Raw genomic sequence first — 20,941 nt, 5'->3', positions numbered from 1 at the left:
CGCTTTCTGACGAGCTAGCTCGGTCGTGTCCCCGGGCGGCGTTTCCTTAATCGCATGGGCCTACCCCTTCATGCCTCTACAGCAAGCAACGAAGAGAAAGCGCTTGTGAGCCCTCGGTTAAACGCACGCATCTCTTGAAGATGTATTGTGTAGTTAAGAGTTTGGAGGCATTGTCCCTTGCGTTCGCCAGTCGTGCGAGCGGGAGATCTTGCCCGATGTACATGCTCGATGTGACCGCTGAGGCTGTCACCGACCCCGGCCTATGGTGCATAGCCGAGGCCCATTCGAGCGCACGACAAGAGCCATTATCTTGCGTTGGGGCGGCGACCATCCTTCCCGCCTCAGTACCGGTCCCTGCCATGCCGTTGGAGCACCCGACGCAGGCCGATAGCGACGAGCACATGGTGCGCCTGTGGCTGGCCCGTTCGCCGAGCGTGAACACGCACCGCATCTATGAGCGCCAGGCCACGCGCTTCCTCCCCCATGTCGGCAAGCCCCTGGCGGCGGTGCGGATGGGCGACCTGCAGAACTACATCGTTGGTCTGACTGGTTCCTCGGCCACGGTGGCGCTTGCGGCCTCAGCCCTCAAGAGCTTGCTCGGGTTCGCCCAGGAGGTCGGCTACCTGCGCTTCAATATCGGTGCGGCCGTGAAGGTGCCGCCGGTCAAGAACACCCTGGCCGAGCGCATCATGAGCGAGAGCGATGCCTTGCTGATGATCCGACAGGAGCCGGCCCTGCGGAATCGCGTGCTGCTCACGGTCCTGTACAGCGGCGGCCTGCGGATCTCCAAGGTGTGCGGCCTGCGGTGGCGCGACCTGGCGGCCCGAGACGATGCCGGACAGGCCACAATCTTCGGCAAAGGCGGCAAGACGCGGGTGGTACTCCTATCCGCCTCCACGTGGCAGGTGCTGGCCGCCCTGCGCGGCGAGGCCGATGCGGATGCGCCCGTGTTCTTATCTCGAAACGGCGGGGCCCTCGATCCGAGCGCGGTCCATCGTGTGGTGAAAGCAGCGGCCGAGCGCGCCGGATTGAGCTCGGAGGTCTGTGCGCATTGGCTCCGTCACGCCCACGCCTCGCATAGCCTCGATCGCGGCGCCCCGATCCACCTAGTGCAGGCGACCCTTGGGCATGCCAGCGTGGCGACCACCGGCCGGTATTTGCACGCCCGTCCAACCGACAGTTCCGCACGATATCTCGGCGTCTGAAGCATCCGAACAGGAAAGCAGCCATGGCAAAGCGATATCGGATGGACGTCGATCCGCGCTCCAATCGGATTGCATCGGCTCTCATGGCGTCGGCAATGGAAGACGTGGCGCAGCTGCGGATCCGGTACGGCGTCGGCCATTACGAGGCGCGGGACCAGGTGCTGCGCGAGGTATCCGGCGAATGGGTGAAGCAGGCCGGCAAGGAGACCGCTGACGCTGCCGTGAGGGGGCTGCACTTCCTCCAGGCTAACGAGTACCTGACGCAGCGCGAATCCGCCGTCCTGTGCGATCGTGAGAAGCGAGACCGGGCCCAGGAATGGGAGCGCGTCACCGGCAAGCCGCTCGCTTGGTACAATCGGCTCTGGTTCGCTTGGTTCGGAATGGCGCTGTGGTGCGCTGTGGTGGCCGTGGGTGGCGTTATGGTCGCTCCAGGTACTTCCGAGGCTCGCGAGGCTTCTCCGCGGTGGAGGGCTCTCGCAGCGTGTGGCGTCGTCTCAATGAAGTCGCCAGAGTACGAGCGCAGCTGTCGGCGATTCAGCCGGACAGAGATTACCACCACGCGAAGCTATGACGGGCCGGGCTATGGTGCCCCGCGCGAATGGGAATTGCCGAAGGCTTGGGAGTGATATGGCAGAAAACGCGACTCCACTTGTGTCTTTTCACAATAAATCCACAGATAAATCAGTCAATCTATACTCGGTCGAACAAATAAAGGATTTCATCAAAACTCAGCTTGATGGCTATGAATGGGTAGGAAAGCTAAATAACACTCACATGGTCAATGAATTAAGGCAGAATGTTTTTCAAGCGTTATATCAGGCCAACAATGCGCTAGGCAGTCTCGAAACGGATCCTCAGGCAGCTCCGATGATTAACAACTATCTTACCGCTGCCTTTTCGAATGTTGGCCTCCCCACTGTTGGCACCGCCGACTTCCTGTTTGTGGATGAAGTAAGAACTCAGCACTCGGATCACTCCGCGATTATATCTCTCGCATACATACTCAATCGCCTAGATCAGTTGAACCTCAACCATAGGACAACATGGATAGGTTTAACACTTGCCATAATGCGAGATGAGGGCATAGGTGCGACGTCCGCAAAAAGCTCAAAAAAGAACTATGACGGCTTGAGCGTCAGACTTACAAATCACATCTCGCTATCGAAGAACGAGGAAGCCTCACGCATTCAGGACTACAACGAACTATGTGAGCGTCTTAAAAAGCGAGCTGACATTCTACGGAGATGGCAATGGCGGGTAGCTCAGAGATCCGTAGAGCGAAGCAGACTTGAAAGCCAAATAGCAATCGCGGATTTGGCTAGCGTCCAAAAAACTTACGAAGAAATGATGAAACTCAAAGCGCCCGTAGACTATTGGCGCGATAAGGCTAAGGAGCATCGTAAAGAGGCCGTAAATTACAGATCATCATTGTTGTGGCACGCGCGATGGGTGGCGCCATCTGTTCTTGCGAGCCTTTTGTTGGTGGCTGGACTGAGCTTTCTATTTGCGCAGGCAGACAAGCCATTCTCTGCCTACCTTATCCTCGTAACGATCGGCGTCGTCATAACGACGATGGCTTTCTGGGCAGCTCGAATAATGGTTCGCCTCTACATGAGCGAACATCACCTCGCGATTGACGCAGATGAACGAGCGACAATGGCAATGACGTACTTGGCGCTTATTGAGAGGGGAGCTGCTGATGAGAAGGAGCGAGCTTTGATCCTCGCGCCACTCTTTCGCCCTTCGTCGGATGGCATTGTGAAGGACGATGCAGCTCCCGACCTATCACCGGCCGCGCTGCTTTCGAAAATGCTCAACAAGTAGCGAGACGATCCTCCATCACACCGACAACGCGGGACCGTTCCGATAGACCATAGAACCTCGCCGTGGCACCACTGCGGCGAGGAACAGCACGGTCAGAGCTCGCTCTTCACCAAAACCCTGCTCTGGCGAAGCATCGTCATCCGCTTACTCCGCAGTTTCAGCCCTTTGGTGCTGAGCGCGAGCCTGCGCCCATTCCCGGTCTCTTACGGCCTGCTGCTCTCGAATGACAGCGTCCGCCTTGGCCTGTTCGGCATACATCTTGAGGTCTTCTCTCCGCTGACGAGCGGCAGCCTTCTTGCGCCGCTCCAGCTCCGCAGCCTTCTGCGCGATCATCTCCGCAACTGTGATCGGCTCGGGCTTCGCCTTGGGCTTCCTCCAAGCATAGGCATAGGACTCATAGGGCGTGCGAGAAGCCGAGGGGGGAGCCTGGGAAGGTGCTGGCCCTGTGGAGGGCCGTGGAGCGGCATCCACAAGCTGCACAGCCTCTTCCAGCGTCATGCCGGCCGAAGCCGCCACACGTGCCGCAGCGGCCCGTCCAGCCGCACGCTCGCCAGTAGTAGCACCACGGTCCGCAAGGGCCCGGCATTTCTCGAACCGATCCTGATCGAATTGGAACGGCTGCGATGTCACGCTTTGCCGTTTTCCAAAACGGCCGCGCGATCAATCGGGCTTTCTACGATTTGCATCTGGAAGGCGAGACCTGCTGTTGGAACGGCTCCGCTTCGATAATCGGGGGGCGGCAGCTTCCCAAGCCTCATCTTCAGCCCGCCTAGCAGTCTCCCGCTTAAACTGCTCGGCCAGATGCTCCTCAACGACCGGATCCTTTCCTGCAGCCTTGATCGCAGCAATCAGCGCATTCGCCAGCGCATTGGCTTGGCTCAAATCCAAATCGATGGTGTCAGCCGCTCTTGAGCCGTCCCCAATGCCATCGCGCATCTTAAGGTGCACCAAGGGCCGGCTGTCCGCCTTCACTGCAGAGACGGCCACTTGGCGGTTTCCCTTGCCGCCTACACGGACCTTGAAGCCGCATGCCTCACGGATCACGACACGTCCCTCCTAATTGATTGGGCAATCGATTTCAGGATCTGAGAGAGCCAAGACAGGAAGGCGTAGCGCTTCCCCTCGGTAGCTCTTTCCGGAACGGGGACTGGTTAACTACACAGTGTCCGGTGTCAGGTACCGTGAAACAGTGAAATGGGGGTTCACGGTCCGGCCTCAGGTACCGTTTCGGGCATTCTGAGCGATCACTGTCCGGCCACAGGTACCGTACGGTCCGGCTACAGGTACCTTAGGTACCTCAGGGCGGACCGTGAAATTGCTTTCAGGGCGCCATTTGGTGAATTCCTTGGTCGGCAATTCACCGTCCGTGTCGGACGGGTACTCGGTCAAACGCCACTCGGTCGCGCGCTTGTTTTTATAACTGAAGGCCCCGCGGACAGTGACGACAGCAAAACCTTTCTCTTGGAGCTCACGAAGGTACTCAGCGGCCGTGCTCTTTCCGACACGCAGCTCGTCGCTCACCTCACGTATTGAGAGGGGGATCGCTCCATTGTTGGATCCTGGTCCAGCATACCGCTTCCCAAGCATGAGATAGGTAGCGCGCGCACCTGCAGACAGCGACTTCCAAGCAATGGTATCGGCCATGTAGTGGAAGATCCGGGTGTGCCGACCGACCTTGCCCGAATTGCCTTTCTGATCCCTCTTCATGCGGCGCCTCCATGACTGAGCAGGAGCCGCCAGAGATGTGCACGGATGGCGCCTTCGTAGGATGCCACCTCAGGCCGGATCAGTTCTTCGGCTACGCCCTTCTTCCGAAGGCCATCCTCGAGCCGCCGAAGCTGTTCACGAAGGTGCCCCTCTGCGTGGTTGTGCGGGACCGTCAACATATAGCCGGCGGTTTTGCGGATCTGCGGTAAGCGCCGTGCGAAACGGAATGGGACGACGATCGCGCTCATGATGCGCCGGCCTCCATCATTGTGGCGAGGTCGAGCACTGCGGCCGCGCCCGCGCGGTACGAGTCGGCGCGGATCTTTTCCACTGTTGGCGGCTCTGTCAGCGGCGAGAAATGCTTTCTGTCCTGTTCAAAGGCGATGAAGTCACGCAACGCCTCCACCGCCTCAGCATAGGTTGCCGGTATCTGCTCGCCGATATGGTCATCGAGGACCAGAAACAGAGCGTGCATGTGCGGAGGCAAGGGGCCTTCCAGCACGCCGGCCAAGTCGCAGATCTCGGTGAGGGTGTAATCACGCCCGAAGAAACTAACAGCCGGCTCGGGGTCGTACTCACGCCGGCCCGTCTCCAGGTGCATCACGCCCCATTGTTCTTGGCGCTCGTTGTCTAGCCGCCAGCCCAAAAGCCGGACGGCTGCAATGTGAAAGGCTTCGCGGATGTCGGCGGTCATGGCGAGACCGCCTTCCCGGCCGCGCGGGCGCTTAGGGCGCTCTGTGCAGCCTTGCGATCGGCGAAAGTGCCAACCGGGCGGCCTTCGCTGTCGTATGCGTAGACGCCCGCTGTGGAGCCACGGATGAAGCCGATCGGTGTACGGCCGTCATAGACAGCGATATCGCCGCGGGCGGTGCCTGGACGAAGGGCGCTCATGCCGCCCGCTCCTGGCTCTCGATCCATGCCAAGATCGTGGAACGGCGGGCGTGCACCCGTCCGCCGAGCTTAAATGTCGGAAGCTCCTTCTTCGAGATGGCGTGATAGATCCGCCGGATGTTGCCTTCACGCTGCCCTTCGTTTTCGCCATAGATCACGATGGCGATGTTCTCGGCGCCGACAATCACCGGGTCGTCAGACAAGCCGGTAGCGTTCGCGCCCGTGGGGCGCGCTGTATCCTGTTTCATCTATGTAATCCTATTCTAGAAGTGCTGTTGCCACAGCTTGCATTGTGACGTGCGAGACGACCGTTTCATCCGACCTATCAGGCACCGCCGAATAAGCCCCTAGATCTGTATTTTTGTATGCGTATAATTCTTCATGTTCTATTTGACTAACAAGAGGATGACACCTTACCTCGACCTTTGGGTTCGGCTTATAAAACCTAATGAATGTAGCACCCGGCACCTCAAATCGACTGTTTTTCGAAAAGAGAGCGAGCATGATTTCAAGATCGCCCCCAAAGGTAGATCCCTGAAGCCCCAAACCAGTTACGTTGTGTTCTCCCGCGCTTTTTGCGGGGAGCTTCCTGTACAGAGGAAGCTTTTCAGAAACCTCCTTAGCAAGACCACATCCATTGACTGCGATAAGCAAATTCGCAGCGTCTCTGAAAGACATCTTTGCGGCAGATCTACCTCGCCCGCCTTGTGAGATGTACCCAGCTTCACGCGCATGTCGCGCGAAAATGCCAACGGATACTTCTTCCAAACCTTCGATCGTTGCGACGATCCGGACCAATCCGCTCAAGAGCGCCATGAACTCGTTCCACTCATATGAAGTAGCTTCAGATGCTTGACGCGTCAAGCCTCATCTGACGTTATATCACAAGGGTGCACCAAGCATGAATTGGGCACCCTTTTCGTGGAAAGGGTTGGAATGGCTACGATACGAAAACGGACGCTACCAAGCGGGAAGACGGTTTGGCTGGCGGGCTATGTCGACGGGGGAGGGAAGCGGCGCTTCCGGCAGTTCCCTACCCGGAAAGAAGCTGACGGTTTCCTCGTCCAGGCGCGGACCCAGGTAGCACAGGGTGTCCACACGCCGGACAGCCTATCCCCCACGGTGGCCGAGGCGGCAGAGCTATGGCTGCGGCGATGCGAGCGGGATAAGCTGGAGCGGACAACGGTACTTCAATATCGCGGGCACCTGACGCACCACATCGGCCCGCTGATCGGGGCGGTGAAGCTCTCGCGCCTGACGGTGCCGCTCATCAACGAATTCGCTGACAATCTGCTGACCGCTGGCCGTTCGCGTGTGCTGGTCTCTCGCGTAATGGTTAGCCTGTCGTCCATCGTCACAGAGGCGCAGCGGCGCGGCTTGGTGACGGCGAACAACGTGCGCAGCGCGAAGCCGATACGGCGTTCTTCCCGCGAGGACGTCCGGCCCGATATGCCGACGCGCGAAGAGCTGAAGGCGATCATCAACGCGACGCCGGATCAGTGGCGCCCGCTGATTCTCACGGCCATCTTCACGGGTCTACGGGGATCCGAGCTACGGGGCCTGCTGTGGGAGGACGTGGACATGCGCAAGGGCGTGCTGCACGTCAGGCGGCGCGTGGATCGGTTCAACGCCTTTGGGTTACCGAAGTCCAAGGCTGGCACTAGGGACATCCCGCTTCCGCCCACCCTGCTGACGACGCTGAAGGCGTGGAAGCTCGCCTGCCCGAACGGCCCGCTCGGGCTCGTGTTCCCGACGATCACCGGTACGGTACAAGGGCACGCCAACATCCTGCATCGATGCTTCTGGCCGCTTCAGGAGGCGGCAGGCATCACCGTGGCGGGCAAGGATGGGAAGCTGGGGGCGAAGTTTTCTCTGCATGCCTTGCGGCACGCCGCGGCCGCGCTCTGGATAGGGCAGGGGCTATCTCCGAAGCGGATCCAGACCCTTATGGGTCATGCCTCCATCGCGCAGACATTCGACCAGTACGGCTATCTCTTCGAGGCTCGTGACGACGAGGCGGCCTTATTGGCGGGCGTGGAGCGCGGCTTGATCGGTGACGCCTCGTGAACGTCTACATCGTCCGCTTGCGCGGGATCACCGGGCGGCCGCTCAAGCTAGTCAAGGTCGGTCTCGCGAACGACGTGGCACACCGGCTGGGTCAGATCTCTACGGCAACGCCGTTCTCCGCCGACGCCGTACACACCTTCCGATTTGCCAGTCGGAGGCTTGCCCAGCGAGTCGAGCGCGAAACCCACATGATCTTAGCGGCTCGTCGGCTGAACGGAGAGTGGTTTCGCGTCACGCCAGCAGAGGCCGTGCAGGCGGTAGAGCAGGCGGTGACGCGCCTCGACTGCACGATCCACGTCCGCGACGGCGTGCGCCTCACCAAGGCACCGAACGCCCCGCTACTGTCCCAGGCGGAGCGCACTGCATTTCTTTGCAGAGAGTTGGACCGGAGTGGACAAAAACTGGAACTGCAACACGAAGCGCAACACATCCTCGTAAGTGACTGTCATAACTGAAAAACGTTTAGACTTTTAATCTGTAGGTCCTGGGTTCGAGTCCCAGCGCGCTCACCACTTACTTTATTGATTAAACCAGCGATTGCCGAACTTTGCGGCATCATCAGCAAGTCTGCAGCTGCCATTTCCAAGGCCTCCGACCCTCGATAGTTCGGGCGGCCCGCCTCTACACCACCGCCTCAAAATCTTACAGGCAGCTCAGGCCGGCAACTGGGTCTGGTCGGGCTGGATGCCGAGGGACAGGGGTGTGCCGTCGTCCATAGCGGCCAGACGGGACACCAGCAGGTCGTAGAAGCGGGTCAGGCCCTTGTACTCCACGAGTTCGGGCGGGAGCGTCGCCAGTACGCGATGGAGGCGCTTGTGCCACTTTTTCACCCGCTCGATATCCTGCAGGCTGATCAGGTAGCAGCGGATTCCGAACAGGATCGCGTTGGAGCGGGGCAGGCGGAACAGGGTCTGTAACTCGACGCGCAGGTGAAGCTTGCCCGCGATGTTCTCCGCCGTGAGGGTGGTGCGGTCGGGGCCCCAGTCGGGATAATTCTCGGGCGAGGTATCGAGACGGGGGTTGATCGTCATCGTCCAGTTCAACCGGCGGACGGGATGCCCGTATTGCAGACGCAGGAGATATTGCAGCGCCCGGTCGAATACGCCGATCTCATGTGCCAGCGGTACCGGCCCGTGCCATTCGTGAAAGCTCATCCCGATATCGAATTCCAGCGACCAATCCGCCTGCGTCGTGACCATACCGCCATCGACGTAGAGATTATTGTCCCGCTGATCCTGAAGGGTGAAATCGCCTTGCGCCTGACGAGTGATGTATTCGAACGGCTCGCAGGGCAGCGTGGACGCGTCGCCGAAGACGAAGCGTTGGTCGAGGTTCAGGGGACGGTTGATCCAATGCCACGCGGTCCCGTCCCGCGTCAGACTGAAATGCTCGGGGTAATCCGTGGACAGGCTCTCCATCAGGAGTTCGAGCGTGTCCCATTGCGCGGGTATCATGTGCGGCAGCACCTGACACCGTTTCGGATCGTGATCGAGGACGATCGCGCGCTCCCTGCATTCCGCGACGTAATGTTCGTCCACATCGAACGCGTGTTCGAAGGCCGGCGACGGGCCTGCTTTCACATGAGGCTCGATATTGACCGAGTACCTGTATATGTCTTCGCCGAACGGAAACGGAAAGCGCAGGACCGCAGCGTCGCTGTTCCGATAGGAGAAGTCGTCCCGGAACGTCTCGTACGTCTTGAAGTGAATACCCATTTCAGCCACCTTTTACTAAGCGGCACTGATCCCGATCGATGGCCGGTCTCAGCGCGTTAGGCGGACGCCCGCCGCCGCGCGGTCGCATCAACAGACGACGATCGGTTCTCCTCGTCGTCGACTAATCTTAGAAATCGAGCACGAGGGTCTCGGATCTGGCCCGGGAGACGCAGGTCGCGATAAGGCGTCCCTCCGACTTCTCGGCATCGGACAGGACGTGATCGCGATGGTCGGGGAGGCCCTCCACCACTGGGAGGAGGCAGACGCCGCAGGCGCCCCCCCTGCAGAGGCAGGGGGCCTCGATGCCATACCCCTCCAGCGCCTCGAGAAGAGTCTGCGACGCCCCGACCTCGATCGACCGGCCGGACCGCGCCAGGGTGACGACGAACGGCTCGCCGCCCTTGGCCCCGCCGAAACTCTCGCGATGGATCGCATGCGGCGTCCATCCGAGGCCGCGCGCAGTCTCCTCGACCGCATCCATCAGGCCCTCCGGCCCGCAGGTATAGACATGCGTGCCCAGAGGCTGGTCGGCGAGAAGGGCGGCGAGATCCGGCCGCGCACCCCGGGCAACGCCATGGACGTGAACGCCCGCCGCATCGGTTCCGAGCAGGTCCCGAAAGGTCTCGACCTCGTCGCCGGCGCAGAATTGATGCAGTTCATAATTGGCGCCACGAAGCGCGAGAACCGGCAAGTAGGACAGGAACGGCGTCACACCGATGCCGCCGGAGATCAGGATATGCTTTCGGGCCCGGGACGCGATGGGGAACAGGCTCGCAGGTACGCCGAGTTCCACGGCATCACCAGCCTTGAGCATGTCATGCAGGAAATGCGAGCCGCCGCGCGATTCCGCAACACGGCGGACGATGATCGCATAGTGATCACGCTGATCGGGCGGGGTCACCAGCGAATAGGCGTTCTGCCAGACACGGTCCGTATCCCGCAGGGTGACGAGCACATGCGCCCCTGGCGGTGAGGTGGGGAATGTTCCGCCACCTTCCGGAACGAAGCGGAAGCGCTTGAGGGTCGGGTTCAGGAGTTCGATCTCGGCGACGCGCGCCGACAGCTTGCCTTCGACGATCATGAATAGGCCTGCTCTGCGGGAGGAACGTCGCCGGCGACTTCGGCATCGACCTTGACCCCCATAAAAGCCGAGAGGCGCCGGGAGAAATGATCCCGGACGAAAAGGTTCGCGCCGCAGCCCTCGCATCGGACGATGGTGGTCGTCACTGCGTGGTTGAAGGTCCGGCAATGGACGCAGGCGACGCGACGCGCCTTGGTGCCGGAATGACACTGGAAGATCTCCTGCTTGTTCATTCCGGCGCGTTGCGCCGTGTTGAAGACGTCCCAAAGGAAATCCTCGGTCCCGCTTGCATAGAGCCGCAGCCCCATGCGCTCCCGCGCGAGACGATGGTCGAGGCGATCGATGAGGTGCCGTGGCGAACGAAAGCATCGCCCACCACCGGCCTCGGGCGGTCTCGTACGACCCTCCTGGTCAGGGGCCGCGACGAACCAGATCTCCGCTTCCTGTCCGGGCGATGCCGCGAAGCTGAAGGTCGGATAGTCTGAAACCAGCAGGTGTCGTAATCCGGAGGAATCCACCGCCAGCGACTGATAGACCGGCCGGCTCTTGATGAACTGATCTGACATCGGCCTCATCTCGACAACGGACGATATGGCAATCGCCCGGCTCATCATTCCCATTCACGGTCGCAGCGGTCGGCACGGACCATGCGAACCCTCGGAGCAGGATTTGATCCAAGGAGTATGACTCTCCGTGACCCAACCATAGGGCAACAACCGTTCTCTAAGAGAATTTAACTTTCGCCAAGAGAATAAAAATGTCAACCGCCGATTTCGCCGGCACGTTGGCCCGATGTCGATCAGGCAAGTGCCGGACGATCGTTTCATCGACTGCCTTCGTCAAATTCTCGAAAAAGCAGGGGCGATCCTGATAAATTGAAAGTGCCCAGCAGAGCCAAAGCCCATGAATCCACGGTTGATTCGGGCATCCTCGGCGATCGATCCCCTCAGGGCAACACAGTGTGCGGGCCACGAAGGATGTCAGCGCCTTGCGATCATCGGCAGCGAATGATTCTGTCTGAGCAGATTGCTTATATACTGAGCATGAGTGGATAAAAACGGCCAATTGCGGTGCATTTCAGTTCAATTTCTGTCCTTACTCGGCAGTGACCTGCAATAGCGCTTGACAGCCCTTAGCCCGAGGAGAAATGATTGTTCCCGTAGAGAACCCAGGCGATCGTCGACGGTCTCGCTCACGTGATTTGCCGGCCACTCCTGCCCGGCACGACCCGACCGTCCGGCTGACATCCATCAGCCGGACAACACCAAACAGACCTTCATCCCGTGTGCCGACAGGACCTTTGTAGCAGCCACCAAACATCAGGGTAGCGACGATACCGGCATTTCACCCAAAACTTTGGCCTTCGCGCCATTTCGAAGGTGACATGTCCAAAGCAAGTCTATCGACAACCCCGCCAACCTAAATAAATAGCGAACAACAAACCACTAAAGGCATTCTTCCCACCATCATAGCCGGTGGTGAGCAATCTGGTTTTTTCTGATCAAACGATAAGATATCTCGAAGACATGTCTCTCAGCGCTTCTCACTGGCGTGGCGAGTGCGCACGGGAGCGTGCCTCATGGAAAAGACGAGGCTCCGGGTGCTCCTCGGTTCTTCCCAAACCTCATCGAAACGAACGGCCCGGGGATCGCAGTCTCGCGGAGGGCGCGTCTCGATCCGAACTGATCCCTCGCCAAGACAAATGGAGCATTCAACCATGAGCACCGGACTGACATCCGCGGCAAAGCCTCTGGCGGGCTACACTTCCCCCGCCATCGAAGCCGCCGGAGACGGCAAACTCCATCGCAGCATCAACTGGACGGGCGCGTTCTGGGTCGCGAGCGGCGTTCCCGCCCTCGTCCTGTTCTCGGTGGGCGGCATTGCCGGCAATACGGGCAAGCTGGCCTTCCTGATCTGGACGCTCTCCATGATCATGGGCTTCATCCAGTCCTTCACCTATGCGGAGATCGCCGGCCTGTTCCCGAACAAGTCGGGGGGCGCGTCGGTCTACGGGGCCGCGGCCTGGGTCCGCTACACCAAGCTGGTGGCGCCCCTCTCGGTCTGGTGCAACTGGTTCGCCTGGTCGCCGGTCCTGTCGCTGGGCTGTTCCATCGCGGCCTCCTACATCATCAACGCGGTGGCGCCGCAGCCGACGGCCACGTCGCCGGCCGTGGTGCAATGGCTCGCCACCAACGGTGCCGCCCTGCAGATGGCCGATGCCGACAAGGTGACGGCGGCCATCGCGGCCGTGGCGCCCGGCATCCGCAACTGGACCCTGTTCACCACCACCCTCGGCCCGGTCTCGCTCTCCCTCAACCTGGCCTTCTTCATCGGCGCCGCCCTCATGCTCGCGGTCTTCGCCGTGCAGCACCGCGGTATCCTTGGAACGGCGAACGTCCAGAAGTATATCGGCCTCCTCGTCATCATCCCGATGTTCATCGTCGGCGTGGTCCCGCTGCTGATCCACGGCGTGAACTGGGAGAACTTCTCTCCGCTCGTCCCCCTCGCCGCACCGGCCGCTCCCGCGCCGGGTGCCTGGAACATCACGGGCTGGACGCTGGTCCTCGGCAGCATGTTCATCGCGGCCTGGTCGACCTACGGGTTCGAGACGGCGATCTGCTACACCAGCGAGTTCCGTGATCCCGCCAAGGATACGTTCAAGGCGATCTTCTATTCGGGCCTGCTCTGCCTCCTGCTGTTCACCCTCGTGCCCTTCACCTTCCAAAGCATGCTCGGCGTCGAGGGGATGCTGGAGGCCTCCATCGTGGACGGGTCGGGTGTGGCGGCAGCACTCGCGCACATGGTCGGCGGCGGTCCCATCGTCGAGAACTTCCTCGTCATGCTGATGATCCTGGCCCTCGTGCTCTGCATCATGACGGCGATGGCGGGGTCCTCGCGCACCCTCTACCAGGGCTCGGCCGACGGTTGGCTGCCGCGCTACCTCAGCCATGTGAACGAGCACGGCGCGCCGACGCGGGCGATGTGGACCGATCTCGTCTTCAACCTCGCGATCCTGGCGATCGCCTGTGCCGATGCGACGAGCTTCTTCTTCATCCTGGCCGTGTCGAATTGCGGCTACATCATCTTCAACTTCCTCAACCTCAACTCGGCCTGGATCCACCGGATCGACTCGGCGCACATCCCGCGCCCCTACCGCGCACCGACTGTCATCCTGGTGCTCGGCGGCGTCTTCGCCTTCGTGAACGTGATCTTCATGGGCGCGGGCGCGAAGGTCTGGAACCCGGTCGCCCTCTGGGCCGGCCTGATCACCGCCGCCCTGATCATCCCGGTCTTCTGCTACCGCCACTATGTCCAGGACGGCGGCAAGTTCCCGGCCGAGATGTACGAGGACCTGCATGTCGGCCCCGACGGTGCGGTGAGCCGCCGCCGGGCGGGAATCCTGCCCTACCTGACGCTCGCCGCCGGCGTCGTGGTGCTCCTCCTCTCGAACTGGTTCTTCCAGCTCTGATCGAACCGGGCTGCCGGGACCGTCGGCTCCGGCAGCCCGCGCGCGGGACGAGACAGAGCCCGCCCAATCAAAAAACGGAACGCTAGAGCTGCGCCCGACCACGTTGGGTCTGGGCACACCTCTAGGCCTTTGTTTTGCCGCGCTCTTTTTCGCCGAACCGGCATCCACTTCGGCGGAGAGCGCTCTAAGGGACAGCCGCCATGAGCTACAAAGACCTTCCCCGCCAGTCGGCCCTCAACGAACGCCACCTGGCCCTGGGCTCGACACTCGACGCCGAGTGGAACGGGATGCCCATCCCCCAATCCTACAGCACCGACCGCTACGAGGAGACCACCATCGTCCGCTCGCGGGCGGGCCTGTTCGACGTCTCCGGCCTTCGCATCGTCAACGTTTCCGGTCCGGACGCGGAAGCGATGCTGAACGCGATGCTCACCAGCGACGTCGGCAAGATCGCGCCAGGCCGATCGGCCATCAGCAACATCGTCGACGAGAACGGCTCCCTGATCGACGACGTGCTGGTCTACCGCGACGGGCCGCAGGCCTTCCGCGTCTCGCATGGCGGCGGCAGCCTCGAAGACGTTCTTCCCGAATTCACCGAAGGCCGCGCCGTGGAAGCGGCCCGCGACGACGACGTCCACATCCTGTCACTGCAGGGACCGCTGGCCCTCGACATCCTCGCGCCGCACACGCCCTTCGATCTGGCGACGCTGAAGTATTTCGAGCATGTCCGCACGACGCTGTTCGGCCGTGATGTGTCTCTGGCGCGGGGTGGCTACTCGGCCGAGCGCGGCTACGAGGTGTTCTGCGCCGCCAAGGACGCCGTCGCCATCTGGGATGCGATCATGCAGGCCGGCGAGCACTTCGGCATCGTGGCCGCCTCGTGGGACTGCCTCGATATCGTCCGCGTCGAGGGCGGATTGCTGTTCTTTCCCTTCGACATGCCGAAGCCCGACACCACGCCGTGGGAAATGGGCCTGGCCTGGACCGTCGACCTCGACAAGCCGGATTTTCGCGGCAAGGCCGCCCTGCTGGCGAGGAGAGGCACCGAGCGTTTCAGCCAGGTCGGCCTCGAGATCCTGCACCATGAGGCGGTGACGCCCGGCGCCAAGATCTTCAAGGACGGAATCGAGGTCGGCACCGTCAACAGCACCACCTACAGCCGCCACCTGATGAAGTCCCTCGGCCTCGCCCACCTGCCACCGGAGCTCTCCGCCCTTGGAACCGAGGTCGAGGTCCAAACCGAGACCGGCCCGCTGGTCGCCAACGTGGTGCGGACGCCGTTCTACGACCCGATGCGCCTGCGCACCCATCCGGCCGACGAACGGACCGCCTGATACCAGACCGTGAGCCGGCGGCATGCCGCCGGGCCCCGGTGAGACCGGCCTGCGGGTCGGCCTCACTGGGAAGCCGCGGAGCTATGCGGCCCGTGTCAGGCCGAGGGAAAGAACGGACTGAACTTCTTGATGAGATCCCGTTCCGACGTGACATCCACCTTGCGATAGATTCGGATCTTGCAGTTCTTGATCGTGCCCTTGCTGATCTTCAGAATCTGCGCGATGTTGCCCGTGGCTTGGCCTTTCATGATCAGGGTCAGGATGTCCCGCTCCCGCGGTGTCAGGGCTGTCAGGATGTCCGCCGCAGCCTGATAACTGGCCAGATCGTCCTGCGCCGAGACTTTCGGACCCAGCATGAAGATCCGGCCGCCGGGCGCCAGGGCGAAGTCGCGATCGAAGGTCTCCGACGTGATCACATGATCCCGCGCGTGGACGGTCTGGATAGCGTCCGCGCGAGCCAGCGTCTCCAGCATCGGTTCGATGGAGACATCAGCCAGGACCGCCTGCTTCCAGGTCTCGTTAGCAAACACCTCCACGTCGTGGCGGTCTCGGATCAGGGTCGGGCGGTTGAGCAATCCCTCCGCCTGCTTCCCGTTCGTATAGCGCAGATTGCTGAAAAGGTGGCCGAGATGGCTCCGGTGACATCCCTCTAGGGCCGGAAAGATCAGTTCCGCCCGACGGACATCCTCCTGCGAGAACTCCCCCCGCTCGCGTTCGAGGAACAAGCCGAAGCAGCAATGCCCCACCGTCGAGAAGAACATCCCCAATTCGTCGGAAATATTGGCGGCGGGGGGGAAGATCTTCGCATAGAGGATCGATTCTGGGCTGGTATGCCCGATCTCCGACAATGTCAGGATGCCCGGCTTGCCGAACGTCTTCCAATAGAGGGAGAACGGATCGATCCGAAGGCATTTCCTGTTGTAGAAATCCACGATCTCGCTTGGAACCCCGGTGGTGTAGAGCACGTCCGGCGGGGCCACACGCGAGTAACGGATGATCCATCCCGAATCGCTCTCGATGGAGAGGGCGAACAGGGACAGTAAGTTCCGGTGAAAACCCTCGGTTCCGATCGAAGCCGCGACCTCGCCGAACCGTCTGTACCATTCGGCGTCGGTCAACCCGATGCCACCGTTCCGGATCGGTTCGTCACTCATCCTAAAACGGTCATCTTGGAAACGGTGCCATCCACTGCATCTCACGGCGCTCGTCGCGAGACGGCCGGCCTCGCCCATGTGCGCGTCCCGCACAGTATCGTCGGCAGCCCCACCACCCAAGGCCTTCTTTACCCCCCCCGGTCCTTCGTCCACGGTCGCAAAGAGAGAATGCGAATGCAAGGTAATGGCACATTATCTGGTCGAAACGACCATTTGGCATGATCCTCGCAAACTCAGACGCCCTTCGTTTTCTCAATGCAGAGGCAGACCTGCACAGTAGTGCCAACAGTCACTATTGCATCGTCATTTCACCCCGGCATAAAATTTTCCCAAGAAGAATGAACGCGCGGGGCGATCCTCGCTGTCGGAGCGGATGGCTCAATCGGGGGCCGTCTCGCCTCACACGATGTTTCTCGGAGATCTCATCATGCGGAAACGGGTTGCGATCATCGGCGCGGGTCCGAGCGGATTGGCTCAGTTGCGGGCCTTCGAGTCCGCGCGTCGCCGAGGCGAGGAGATCCCCGAACTCGTCTGTTTCGAGAAGCAATCCGATTGGGGCGGCCAGTGGAATTATTCCTGGCGCACCGGCCTCGACGGAAACGGCGAACCCGTCCACAGCAGCATGTATCGCTACCTCTGGTCGAACGGCCCGAAGGAATGCCTCGAATTCGCGGATTACTCCTTCGAGGAGCATTTTGGCCGCCCGATTCCGTCCTATCCACCGCGGGCGGTGCTGCACGATTACATCGCCGGCCGCGTCGAGCGCAGCGATGTTCGCAAGTATATCCGCTTCTGCACGCCCGTCCGCTGGGTCAGCTATTCGGAGGAAACCGGCAGGTTCACCGTGACGGCGAAGGATCTGATCGCTGATGAGCATCAGGTCGAAGAGTTCGATTACGTGGTCGTGGCCAACGGGCACTTCTCTGTGCCCAACGTCCCGAGTTTCGAGGGACTGGAGCAGTTCCCAGGCCGTGTGATGCATGCCCACGACTTCCGCGTCGCCGACGAGTTCGCCGGCAAGCATCTCCTGATGATCGGCGCGAGCTATTCCGCAGAAGACATTGGCACCCAGTGCATCAAGTACGGCGCGAAATCGATCACCTTCAGCTACCGCACCAAGCCGATGGGCTTCGATTGGCCCGAAGGCTTTGTGGAGAAACCTCTTCTGCTGAAACTCTCGGGGAAGACAGCGCATTTCAAGGACGGCAGCACCAAGGAAGTGGATGCGATCATCCTGTGCACGGGCTATCAGCACACCTATCCGTTCCTGCCGGACGAGCTGCGCCTCAAGTCACACAACTGCCTGTATCCGGCCGGGATCTACAAGGGCATCTTCTGGCAGTCGAACCCGAAGCTAATCTATATCGGGATGCAGGATCAGTATTACACCTTCAACATGTTCGATGCCCAGGCCTGGTATGCCCGCGACTACATGATGGGCAAGCTCACCCTGCCGGGCGCGGAAGAGCGGAACGCCGACATCACCAAGTGGCTGGCCTATCAGGACACGCTCACCAACCCGTTCGAGGCGATCGACTTTCAGACGGAGTATGTCCGCGAGCTCCTGGCGGCGACCGACTATCCTCCCCTCGACGTCGACAAAGTTGCCGAGCTGTTCAAGGAATGGGAGCACCACAAGATGGAGGGCATCCTCACCTATCGCGACAGATCCTACCGCTCGACCATCACCGGCACGCTCTCACCGGCCCATCACACCACATGGATGAAGGCAATGGACGACTCGCTCGATGCCTTCATGGGCCTGCCCCAAGCCGCGGAATGATCGCGTAACACTCTCGCGTCGGCCCGACCGCATCGCGGCCAGTATACCAGGGATCGTCGAATGAACCAGATCTGGATGCAGCCCGAGCCCGCGCGGGGGGCAACGTCGCCGCGCACGCTCTCGTTCTCGGCGAGGGGTGGAGCCTCAGCCTTCTTCGAGGTCGAGGCCGGGGATCGTCTGCGCATCGTCGATCCGGAAGGGTGCCAGCCTGCCTTTCTCTATGCTCGCCCCGATGCGTTCGGAGCGGCGGCCGCGGACGGGCGCGTCGCCTCGAACGTGGGGGATCTCTTGCGCCGGCGGGGCGAGGGGATGGGCGGAGAGGCGGAAAGCGCCGCCCTCGCGCGGCATGGCCTCGCAGCGTCCGATCTCGAAGCGCACGCGCTGTTTCACGGCGAGTCCCAACCGGGCTCGGCCTTCGAGGTGACGGCGGCCGCCGCCTCGGTCTGCGTGCTCATCGTCCCCGGCGGCCCGATGGAGCCGGACGCGCAGGATCCGCCGACCGATCTGCGGGTGGAGATCGAGCCTGCCACGTCCCTCGAGGGGAGGGCGCCGCCGCCCCTCGCTCCGCCCCTTCTCGACCTGCGCGTGAGGGCCGCGACGGCGGAGGCCTTCACGGTCAAGGCCGGTCAGTACATCCAGATCATCGACGTGGACGGGCGCCAATGCGCGGATTTCCTCGCCTTCGATTCCGTGGCCCTCGAAGCGGGTGATGAATACGGCCTCGACGCCACCACCACGCATACCCTGATGGGATCGACAGCGCCGAAACCCGGCCTGCTGTCGAAGTATTTCGACGCGCGCATGGTCCCCCTGGTCGAGATCGTCCAGGATACGGTCGGGCGCCACGACACGTTCATGCTCGCCTGCTCGGCCAAGTATTATGAGGATATGGGATATCCCGGTCATTCGAACTGCACCGACAACTTCAATGCTGTCCTGCGACCGCATGGGGTTCAGCCGAAGAAGGGTTGGCCGGCGATCAATTTCTTCTACAACACCGTCGCCGGGCCGGACGATCGGATCACCATGGACGAGCCCTGGTCACGCGCGGGCGATTACGTTCTGTTGCGGGCGCTGACCGACCTCGTCTGCGCCACCTCGTCCTGCGCCGACGACATCGATCCCGCCAATGGCTGGTGCCCCACCGACATACACGTCCGGGTCTATGATTCTGAGAGCGCCTTCTCCAAGGGTATGAGCCACCGCATGACCCCCGATGCCGAACCGCGCCTCACCCGCGAATCCGGGTTTCACCCACGCACCGCCGCCTTGACACGGAAGATGGAAGATTATCGCGGGTTCTGGGTGCCGACCTGCTTCAACGCGGCGGGCCCGCTGGAGGAATACTGGGCCTGCCGCGAGCGGGCCACGATCATGGACCTCTCGGTCCTGCGCAAGTTCGAGGTGATCGGGCCCGATGCCGAGGATCTGATGCAGCTCGCGGTGACGCGCAACGTGCGCAAGCTCGCCGTCAACCAGATCGTCTATACCGCCATGTGCAACCCGCATGGCGGTATGATCGACGACGGCACGCTGTTCCGTCTCGGCCAGAACAACTTCCGCTGGATCTGCGGAGACGAATATTCCGGCATCTGGCTGCGCAAGCTCGCCGAGGAACACAAGCTGAAGGTCTGGGTGAAGAGTTCCACCGACCAGCTTCACAACGTCTCCGTCCAGGGGCCGAGATCGCGGGCGATTCTGTCGAGCCTCGTCGTCAGCCCACCCCAGGAACCCACGATCGACGAGTTGAAATGGTTCCGCTTCACCGTCGGGCGCATCGACGGCGTGCCGGTCCTGGTGTCGCGAACCGGTTATACCGGCGAACTCGGCTATGAGGTCTGGTGCCATCCGAGCCGGGCGACCGACCTCTGGGACGCGATCATGCGGGCCGGTGAGCCGCATGGCCTCACACCGATGGGGCTCGCCGCCCTCGACATGCTCCGGATCGAGGCCGGCCTCGTCTTCGCCGGATACGATTTCTGCGACCAGACCGACCCGTTCGAGGCGGGAATCGGCTTCACCGTGCCCAAGGACAAGCCGGACCACTACATCGGATCGGAGGCGGTAGAACGGCGGCGGGACAACCCGCACAAGCGGATGGTCGGCCTAGACGTCACGGGCAACGAGCCCGTCGTGCATGGCGATCCCGTCTATGACGGCCGGACCCAGATTGGGATCGTCACCAGCGCCACGAAGTCACCGGTCCTCGGCAAGACCATCGCCCTGGCGCGCCTCGACGTCTCGGCGGCAGCCCTCGGTCGGTCGGTGGAGATCGGTAAGCTCGACGGCCATCAGAAGCGGCTTTCCGCGACCATCGTGGCGTTTCCCCATTTCGATCCCAAGAAGATTCGTGTCCGAGTGGGACCGCCGGCAAGTGAGGATCTGGGAAAGCTATGCTTCCCAAAGCCCTCGCCGGAGACCGTCGCAACTGCCGGAATTCCAGCTTAGGTAGCTCTCAATAAACCGCAACGAGGCTTCTTCACCAACCATTCTTCCGCAACTGATGAACGAACACCCAATCGCACGAGCTAAAAACCCTACGGATACGCGAAAGAATTTTGCGAACACCACCATCGGTCCTCCTCGCGGATTCAGACAACCTTTAATCCGCTCACTACAAACCTTGCATTGGGAAAATGGAAATTTAAATCATACTACTAATAGATCATTTGTTAACCTACCAATTGGATATTGCCTCAGTGCATATCTTA

At 61.3% G+C, this 20,941-nt stretch carries 20 protein-coding genes, 1 tRNA gene and 1 pseudogene; 10 read left to right on the top strand and 12 right to left on the bottom strand.

From position 1 onward, the window contains the following. Positions 1-359: 359 nt before the first annotated feature. Genes ACYQOP_RS21790 through ACYQOP_RS21780 form a run of 3 tightly spaced genes read left to right on the top strand, consistent with a single transcriptional unit; the run spans position 360 to position 3,029 of the window. Positions 360-1,205 carry a tyrosine-type recombinase/integrase gene (locus tag ACYQOP_RS21790; RefSeq protein WP_461224057.1) on the top strand — a complete coding sequence of 282 codons (846 nt, stop codon included), beginning with the start codon at positions 360-362 and terminating at the stop codon, positions 1,203-1,205. 23 nt (positions 1,206-1,228) lie between these two features. Next, the gene (locus ACYQOP_RS21785; protein WP_461224055.1) at positions 1,229-1,831 is read left to right on the top strand and encodes a hypothetical protein; all 603 of its coding nucleotides are present in this window, start codon (positions 1,229-1,231) and stop codon (positions 1,829-1,831) included. Between the two features lies 1 nt (position 1,832). Continuing rightward, positions 1,833-3,029, top strand: a complete 1,197-nt coding sequence (locus ACYQOP_RS21780) for a DUF6161 domain-containing protein (RefSeq protein WP_461224053.1) — start codon at positions 1,833-1,835, stop codon at positions 3,027-3,029. 144 nt (positions 3,030-3,173) lie between these two features. Here ACYQOP_RS21780 and ACYQOP_RS21775 read toward each other — a convergent pair whose 3' ends face one another. The 8 genes from ACYQOP_RS21775 to ACYQOP_RS21740 all read right to left on the bottom strand — a co-directional run bounded on the left by ACYQOP_RS21775 (position 3,174) and on the right by ACYQOP_RS21740 (position 6,443). Continuing rightward, positions 3,174-3,362: a hypothetical protein gene (locus ACYQOP_RS21775; protein ID WP_461224051.1), complete on the bottom strand. Its 189-nt coding sequence runs from the start codon at positions 3,360-3,362 to the stop codon at positions 3,174-3,176. 327 nt (positions 3,363-3,689) lie between these two features. After that, positions 3,690-4,073: a hypothetical protein gene (locus tag ACYQOP_RS21770; RefSeq protein ID WP_461224049.1), complete on the bottom strand. Its 384-nt coding sequence runs from the start codon at positions 4,071-4,073 to the stop codon at positions 3,690-3,692. 171 nt (positions 4,074-4,244) lie between these two features. Next, a complete protein-coding gene (locus tag ACYQOP_RS21765; RefSeq protein ID WP_461224047.1) occupies positions 4,245-4,736 on the bottom strand; it encodes a hypothetical protein in 492 nt (163 codons plus the stop codon). Then, entirely contained in the window at positions 4,733-4,984 is a 252-nt protein-coding gene (locus ACYQOP_RS21760; protein WP_207412736.1) for a DUF6074 family protein, read from the bottom strand. The genes ACYQOP_RS21765 and ACYQOP_RS21760 overlap by 4 nt, the downstream gene beginning before the upstream one ends. After that, positions 4,981-5,430, bottom strand: coding sequence for a hypothetical protein (locus ACYQOP_RS21755; protein ID WP_461224045.1), 450 nt, complete (start codon positions 5,428-5,430; stop codon positions 4,981-4,983). The genes ACYQOP_RS21760 and ACYQOP_RS21755 overlap by 4 nt, the downstream gene beginning before the upstream one ends. Continuing rightward, positions 5,427-5,627, bottom strand: a complete 201-nt coding sequence (locus ACYQOP_RS21750; protein ID WP_461224043.1) for a hypothetical protein — start codon at positions 5,625-5,627, stop codon at positions 5,427-5,429. Before ACYQOP_RS21750 ends, ACYQOP_RS21755 begins: the two co-directional genes overlap by 4 nt. Further along, the gene (locus ACYQOP_RS21745; RefSeq protein WP_461224041.1) at positions 5,624-5,875 is read right to left on the bottom strand and encodes a DNA-binding protein; all 252 of its coding nucleotides are present in this window, start codon (positions 5,873-5,875) and stop codon (positions 5,624-5,626) included. The genes ACYQOP_RS21750 and ACYQOP_RS21745 overlap by 4 nt, the downstream gene beginning before the upstream one ends. A 10-nt stretch (positions 5,876-5,885) precedes the next feature. Further along, on the bottom strand, positions 5,886-6,443 hold the full coding sequence (locus ACYQOP_RS21740; RefSeq protein ID WP_461224039.1) for a hypothetical protein: 558 nt from the start codon (positions 6,441-6,443) through the stop codon (positions 5,886-5,888). Between the two features lie 306 nt (positions 6,444-6,749). On the opposite strand from ACYQOP_RS21740, the gene ACYQOP_RS21735 reads away from it, so the two are divergent. From ACYQOP_RS21735 to ACYQOP_RS21725, 3 genes and pseudogenes are all read left to right on the top strand, one after another. After that, positions 6,750-7,694: a tyrosine-type recombinase/integrase gene (locus ACYQOP_RS21735; RefSeq protein ID WP_461224037.1), complete on the top strand. Its 945-nt coding sequence runs from the start codon at positions 6,750-6,752 to the stop codon at positions 7,692-7,694. Further along, positions 7,691-7,948, top strand: a pseudogene (locus ACYQOP_RS21730) (GIY-YIG nuclease family protein); the annotation flags it as partial. The gene ACYQOP_RS21735 and the pseudogene ACYQOP_RS21730, both read left to right, overlap by 4 nt. A 121-nt stretch (positions 7,949-8,069) precedes the next feature. Next, positions 8,070-8,206 (top strand) — tRNA-Lys (locus ACYQOP_RS21725). A gap of 141 nt (positions 8,207-8,347) precedes the next feature. Here the strand turns inward: ACYQOP_RS21725 and ACYQOP_RS21720 are convergent. The 3 genes from ACYQOP_RS21720 to ACYQOP_RS21710 all read right to left on the bottom strand — a co-directional run bounded on the left by ACYQOP_RS21720 (position 8,348) and on the right by ACYQOP_RS21710 (position 11,056). Next, positions 8,348-9,409: a heme-dependent oxidative N-demethylase family protein gene (locus ACYQOP_RS21720; RefSeq protein WP_461224035.1), complete on the bottom strand. Its 1,062-nt coding sequence runs from the start codon at positions 9,407-9,409 to the stop codon at positions 8,348-8,350. 127 nt (positions 9,410-9,536) lie between these two features. Then, positions 9,537-10,490 (bottom strand): PDR/VanB family oxidoreductase, encoded by a 954-nt coding sequence (locus ACYQOP_RS21715; RefSeq protein WP_461224033.1) that lies wholly within the window; start codon positions 10,488-10,490, stop codon positions 9,537-9,539. After that, the gene (locus ACYQOP_RS21710) at positions 10,487-11,056 is read right to left on the bottom strand and encodes a dimethylamine monooxygenase subunit DmmA family protein (protein WP_461224031.1); all 570 of its coding nucleotides are present in this window, start codon (positions 11,054-11,056) and stop codon (positions 10,487-10,489) included. The genes ACYQOP_RS21715 and ACYQOP_RS21710 overlap by 4 nt, the downstream gene beginning before the upstream one ends. Before the next feature lie 1,151 nt (positions 11,057-12,207). On the opposite strand from ACYQOP_RS21710, the gene ACYQOP_RS21705 reads away from it, so the two are divergent. Both ACYQOP_RS21705 and ACYQOP_RS21700 read left to right on the top strand, forming a co-directional pair. Further along, positions 12,208-13,959 carry an APC family permease gene (locus ACYQOP_RS21705; protein ID WP_461224029.1) on the top strand — a complete coding sequence of 584 codons (1,752 nt, stop codon included), beginning with the start codon at positions 12,208-12,210 and terminating at the stop codon, positions 13,957-13,959. A gap of 200 nt (positions 13,960-14,159) precedes the next feature. Further along, a complete protein-coding gene (locus tag ACYQOP_RS21700) occupies positions 14,160-15,293 on the top strand; it encodes an aminomethyltransferase family protein (protein ID WP_461224027.1) in 1,134 nt (377 codons plus the stop codon). 95 nt (positions 15,294-15,388) lie between these two features. On the opposite strand, the gene ACYQOP_RS21695 is transcribed toward ACYQOP_RS21700, so the two are convergent. After that, a complete protein-coding gene (locus ACYQOP_RS21695) occupies positions 15,389-16,447 on the bottom strand; it encodes a helix-turn-helix transcriptional regulator (RefSeq protein ID WP_461224025.1) in 1,059 nt (352 codons plus the stop codon). A gap of 427 nt (positions 16,448-16,874) precedes the next feature. Here ACYQOP_RS21695 and ACYQOP_RS21690 point away from each other — a divergent pair, with 427 nt between their 5' ends. Beyond that, positions 16,875-18,230: an NAD(P)-binding domain-containing protein gene (locus ACYQOP_RS21690; protein ID WP_056426694.1), complete on the top strand. Its 1,356-nt coding sequence runs from the start codon at positions 16,875-16,877 to the stop codon at positions 18,228-18,230. 60 nt (positions 18,231-18,290) lie between these two features. Then, positions 18,291-20,678 (top strand): DUF1989 domain-containing protein, encoded by a 2,388-nt coding sequence (locus ACYQOP_RS21685; RefSeq protein WP_461224023.1) that lies wholly within the window; start codon positions 18,291-18,293, stop codon positions 20,676-20,678. Positions 20,679-20,941 lie beyond the last annotated feature (263 nt).

Source organism: Methylobacterium sp. CM6247, assembly GCF_054817925.1.
Note: the sequence above shows the minus strand (reverse complement) of the source record. Positions and strands in the feature narration are given on the sequence as shown.

What these genes read in the sequence shown, in the direction of transcription:
- ACYQOP_RS21690 (WP_056426694.1), top strand. Translation starts at nt 16,875, where the DNA reads ATGCGGAAACGGGTTGCGATCATCGGCGCGGGTCCGAGCGGATTGGCT.
- ACYQOP_RS21765 (WP_461224047.1), bottom strand. Translation starts at nt 4,736, where the DNA reads ATGAAGAGGGATCAGAAAGGCAATTCGGGCAAGGTCGGTCGGCACACC.
- ACYQOP_RS21720 (WP_461224035.1), bottom strand. Translation starts at nt 9,409, where the DNA reads ATGGGTATTCACTTCAAGACGTACGAGACGTTCCGGGACGACTTCTCC.
- ACYQOP_RS21785 (WP_461224055.1), top strand. Translation starts at nt 1,229, where the DNA reads ATGGCAAAGCGATATCGGATGGACGTCGATCCGCGCTCCAATCGGATT.
- ACYQOP_RS21710 (WP_461224031.1), bottom strand. Translation starts at nt 11,056, where the DNA reads ATGTCAGATCAGTTCATCAAGAGCCGGCCGGTCTATCAGTCGCTGGCG.
- ACYQOP_RS21700 (WP_461224027.1), top strand. Translation starts at nt 14,160, where the DNA reads ATGAGCTACAAAGACCTTCCCCGCCAGTCGGCCCTCAACGAACGCCAC.
- ACYQOP_RS21780 (WP_461224053.1), top strand. Translation starts at nt 1,833, where the DNA reads ATGGCAGAAAACGCGACTCCACTTGTGTCTTTTCACAATAAATCCACA.
- ACYQOP_RS21705 (WP_461224029.1), top strand. Translation starts at nt 12,208, where the DNA reads ATGAGCACCGGACTGACATCCGCGGCAAAGCCTCTGGCGGGCTACACT.
- ACYQOP_RS21755 (WP_461224045.1), bottom strand. Translation starts at nt 5,430, where the DNA reads ATGACCGCCGACATCCGCGAAGCCTTTCACATTGCAGCCGTCCGGCTT.
- ACYQOP_RS21750 (WP_461224043.1), bottom strand. Translation starts at nt 5,627, where the DNA reads ATGAGCGCCCTTCGTCCAGGCACCGCCCGCGGCGATATCGCTGTCTAT.
- ACYQOP_RS21695 (WP_461224025.1), bottom strand. Translation starts at nt 16,447, where the DNA reads ATGAGTGACGAACCGATCCGGAACGGTGGCATCGGGTTGACCGACGCC.
- ACYQOP_RS21775 (WP_461224051.1), bottom strand. Translation starts at nt 3,362, where the DNA reads ATGATCGCGCAGAAGGCTGCGGAGCTGGAGCGGCGCAAGAAGGCTGCC.
- ACYQOP_RS21745 (WP_461224041.1), bottom strand. Translation starts at nt 5,875, where the DNA reads ATGAAACAGGATACAGCGCGCCCCACGGGCGCGAACGCTACCGGCTTG.
- ACYQOP_RS21715 (WP_461224033.1), bottom strand. Translation starts at nt 10,490, where the DNA reads ATGATCGTCGAAGGCAAGCTGTCGGCGCGCGTCGCCGAGATCGAACTC.
- ACYQOP_RS21685 (WP_461224023.1), top strand. Translation starts at nt 18,291, where the DNA reads ATGAACCAGATCTGGATGCAGCCCGAGCCCGCGCGGGGGGCAACGTCG.
- ACYQOP_RS21790 (WP_461224057.1), top strand. Translation starts at nt 360, where the DNA reads ATGCCGTTGGAGCACCCGACGCAGGCCGATAGCGACGAGCACATGGTG.
- ACYQOP_RS21740 (WP_461224039.1), bottom strand. Translation starts at nt 6,443, where the DNA reads ATGGCGCTCTTGAGCGGATTGGTCCGGATCGTCGCAACGATCGAAGGT.
- ACYQOP_RS21760 (WP_207412736.1), bottom strand. Translation starts at nt 4,984, where the DNA reads ATGAGCGCGATCGTCGTCCCATTCCGTTTCGCACGGCGCTTACCGCAG.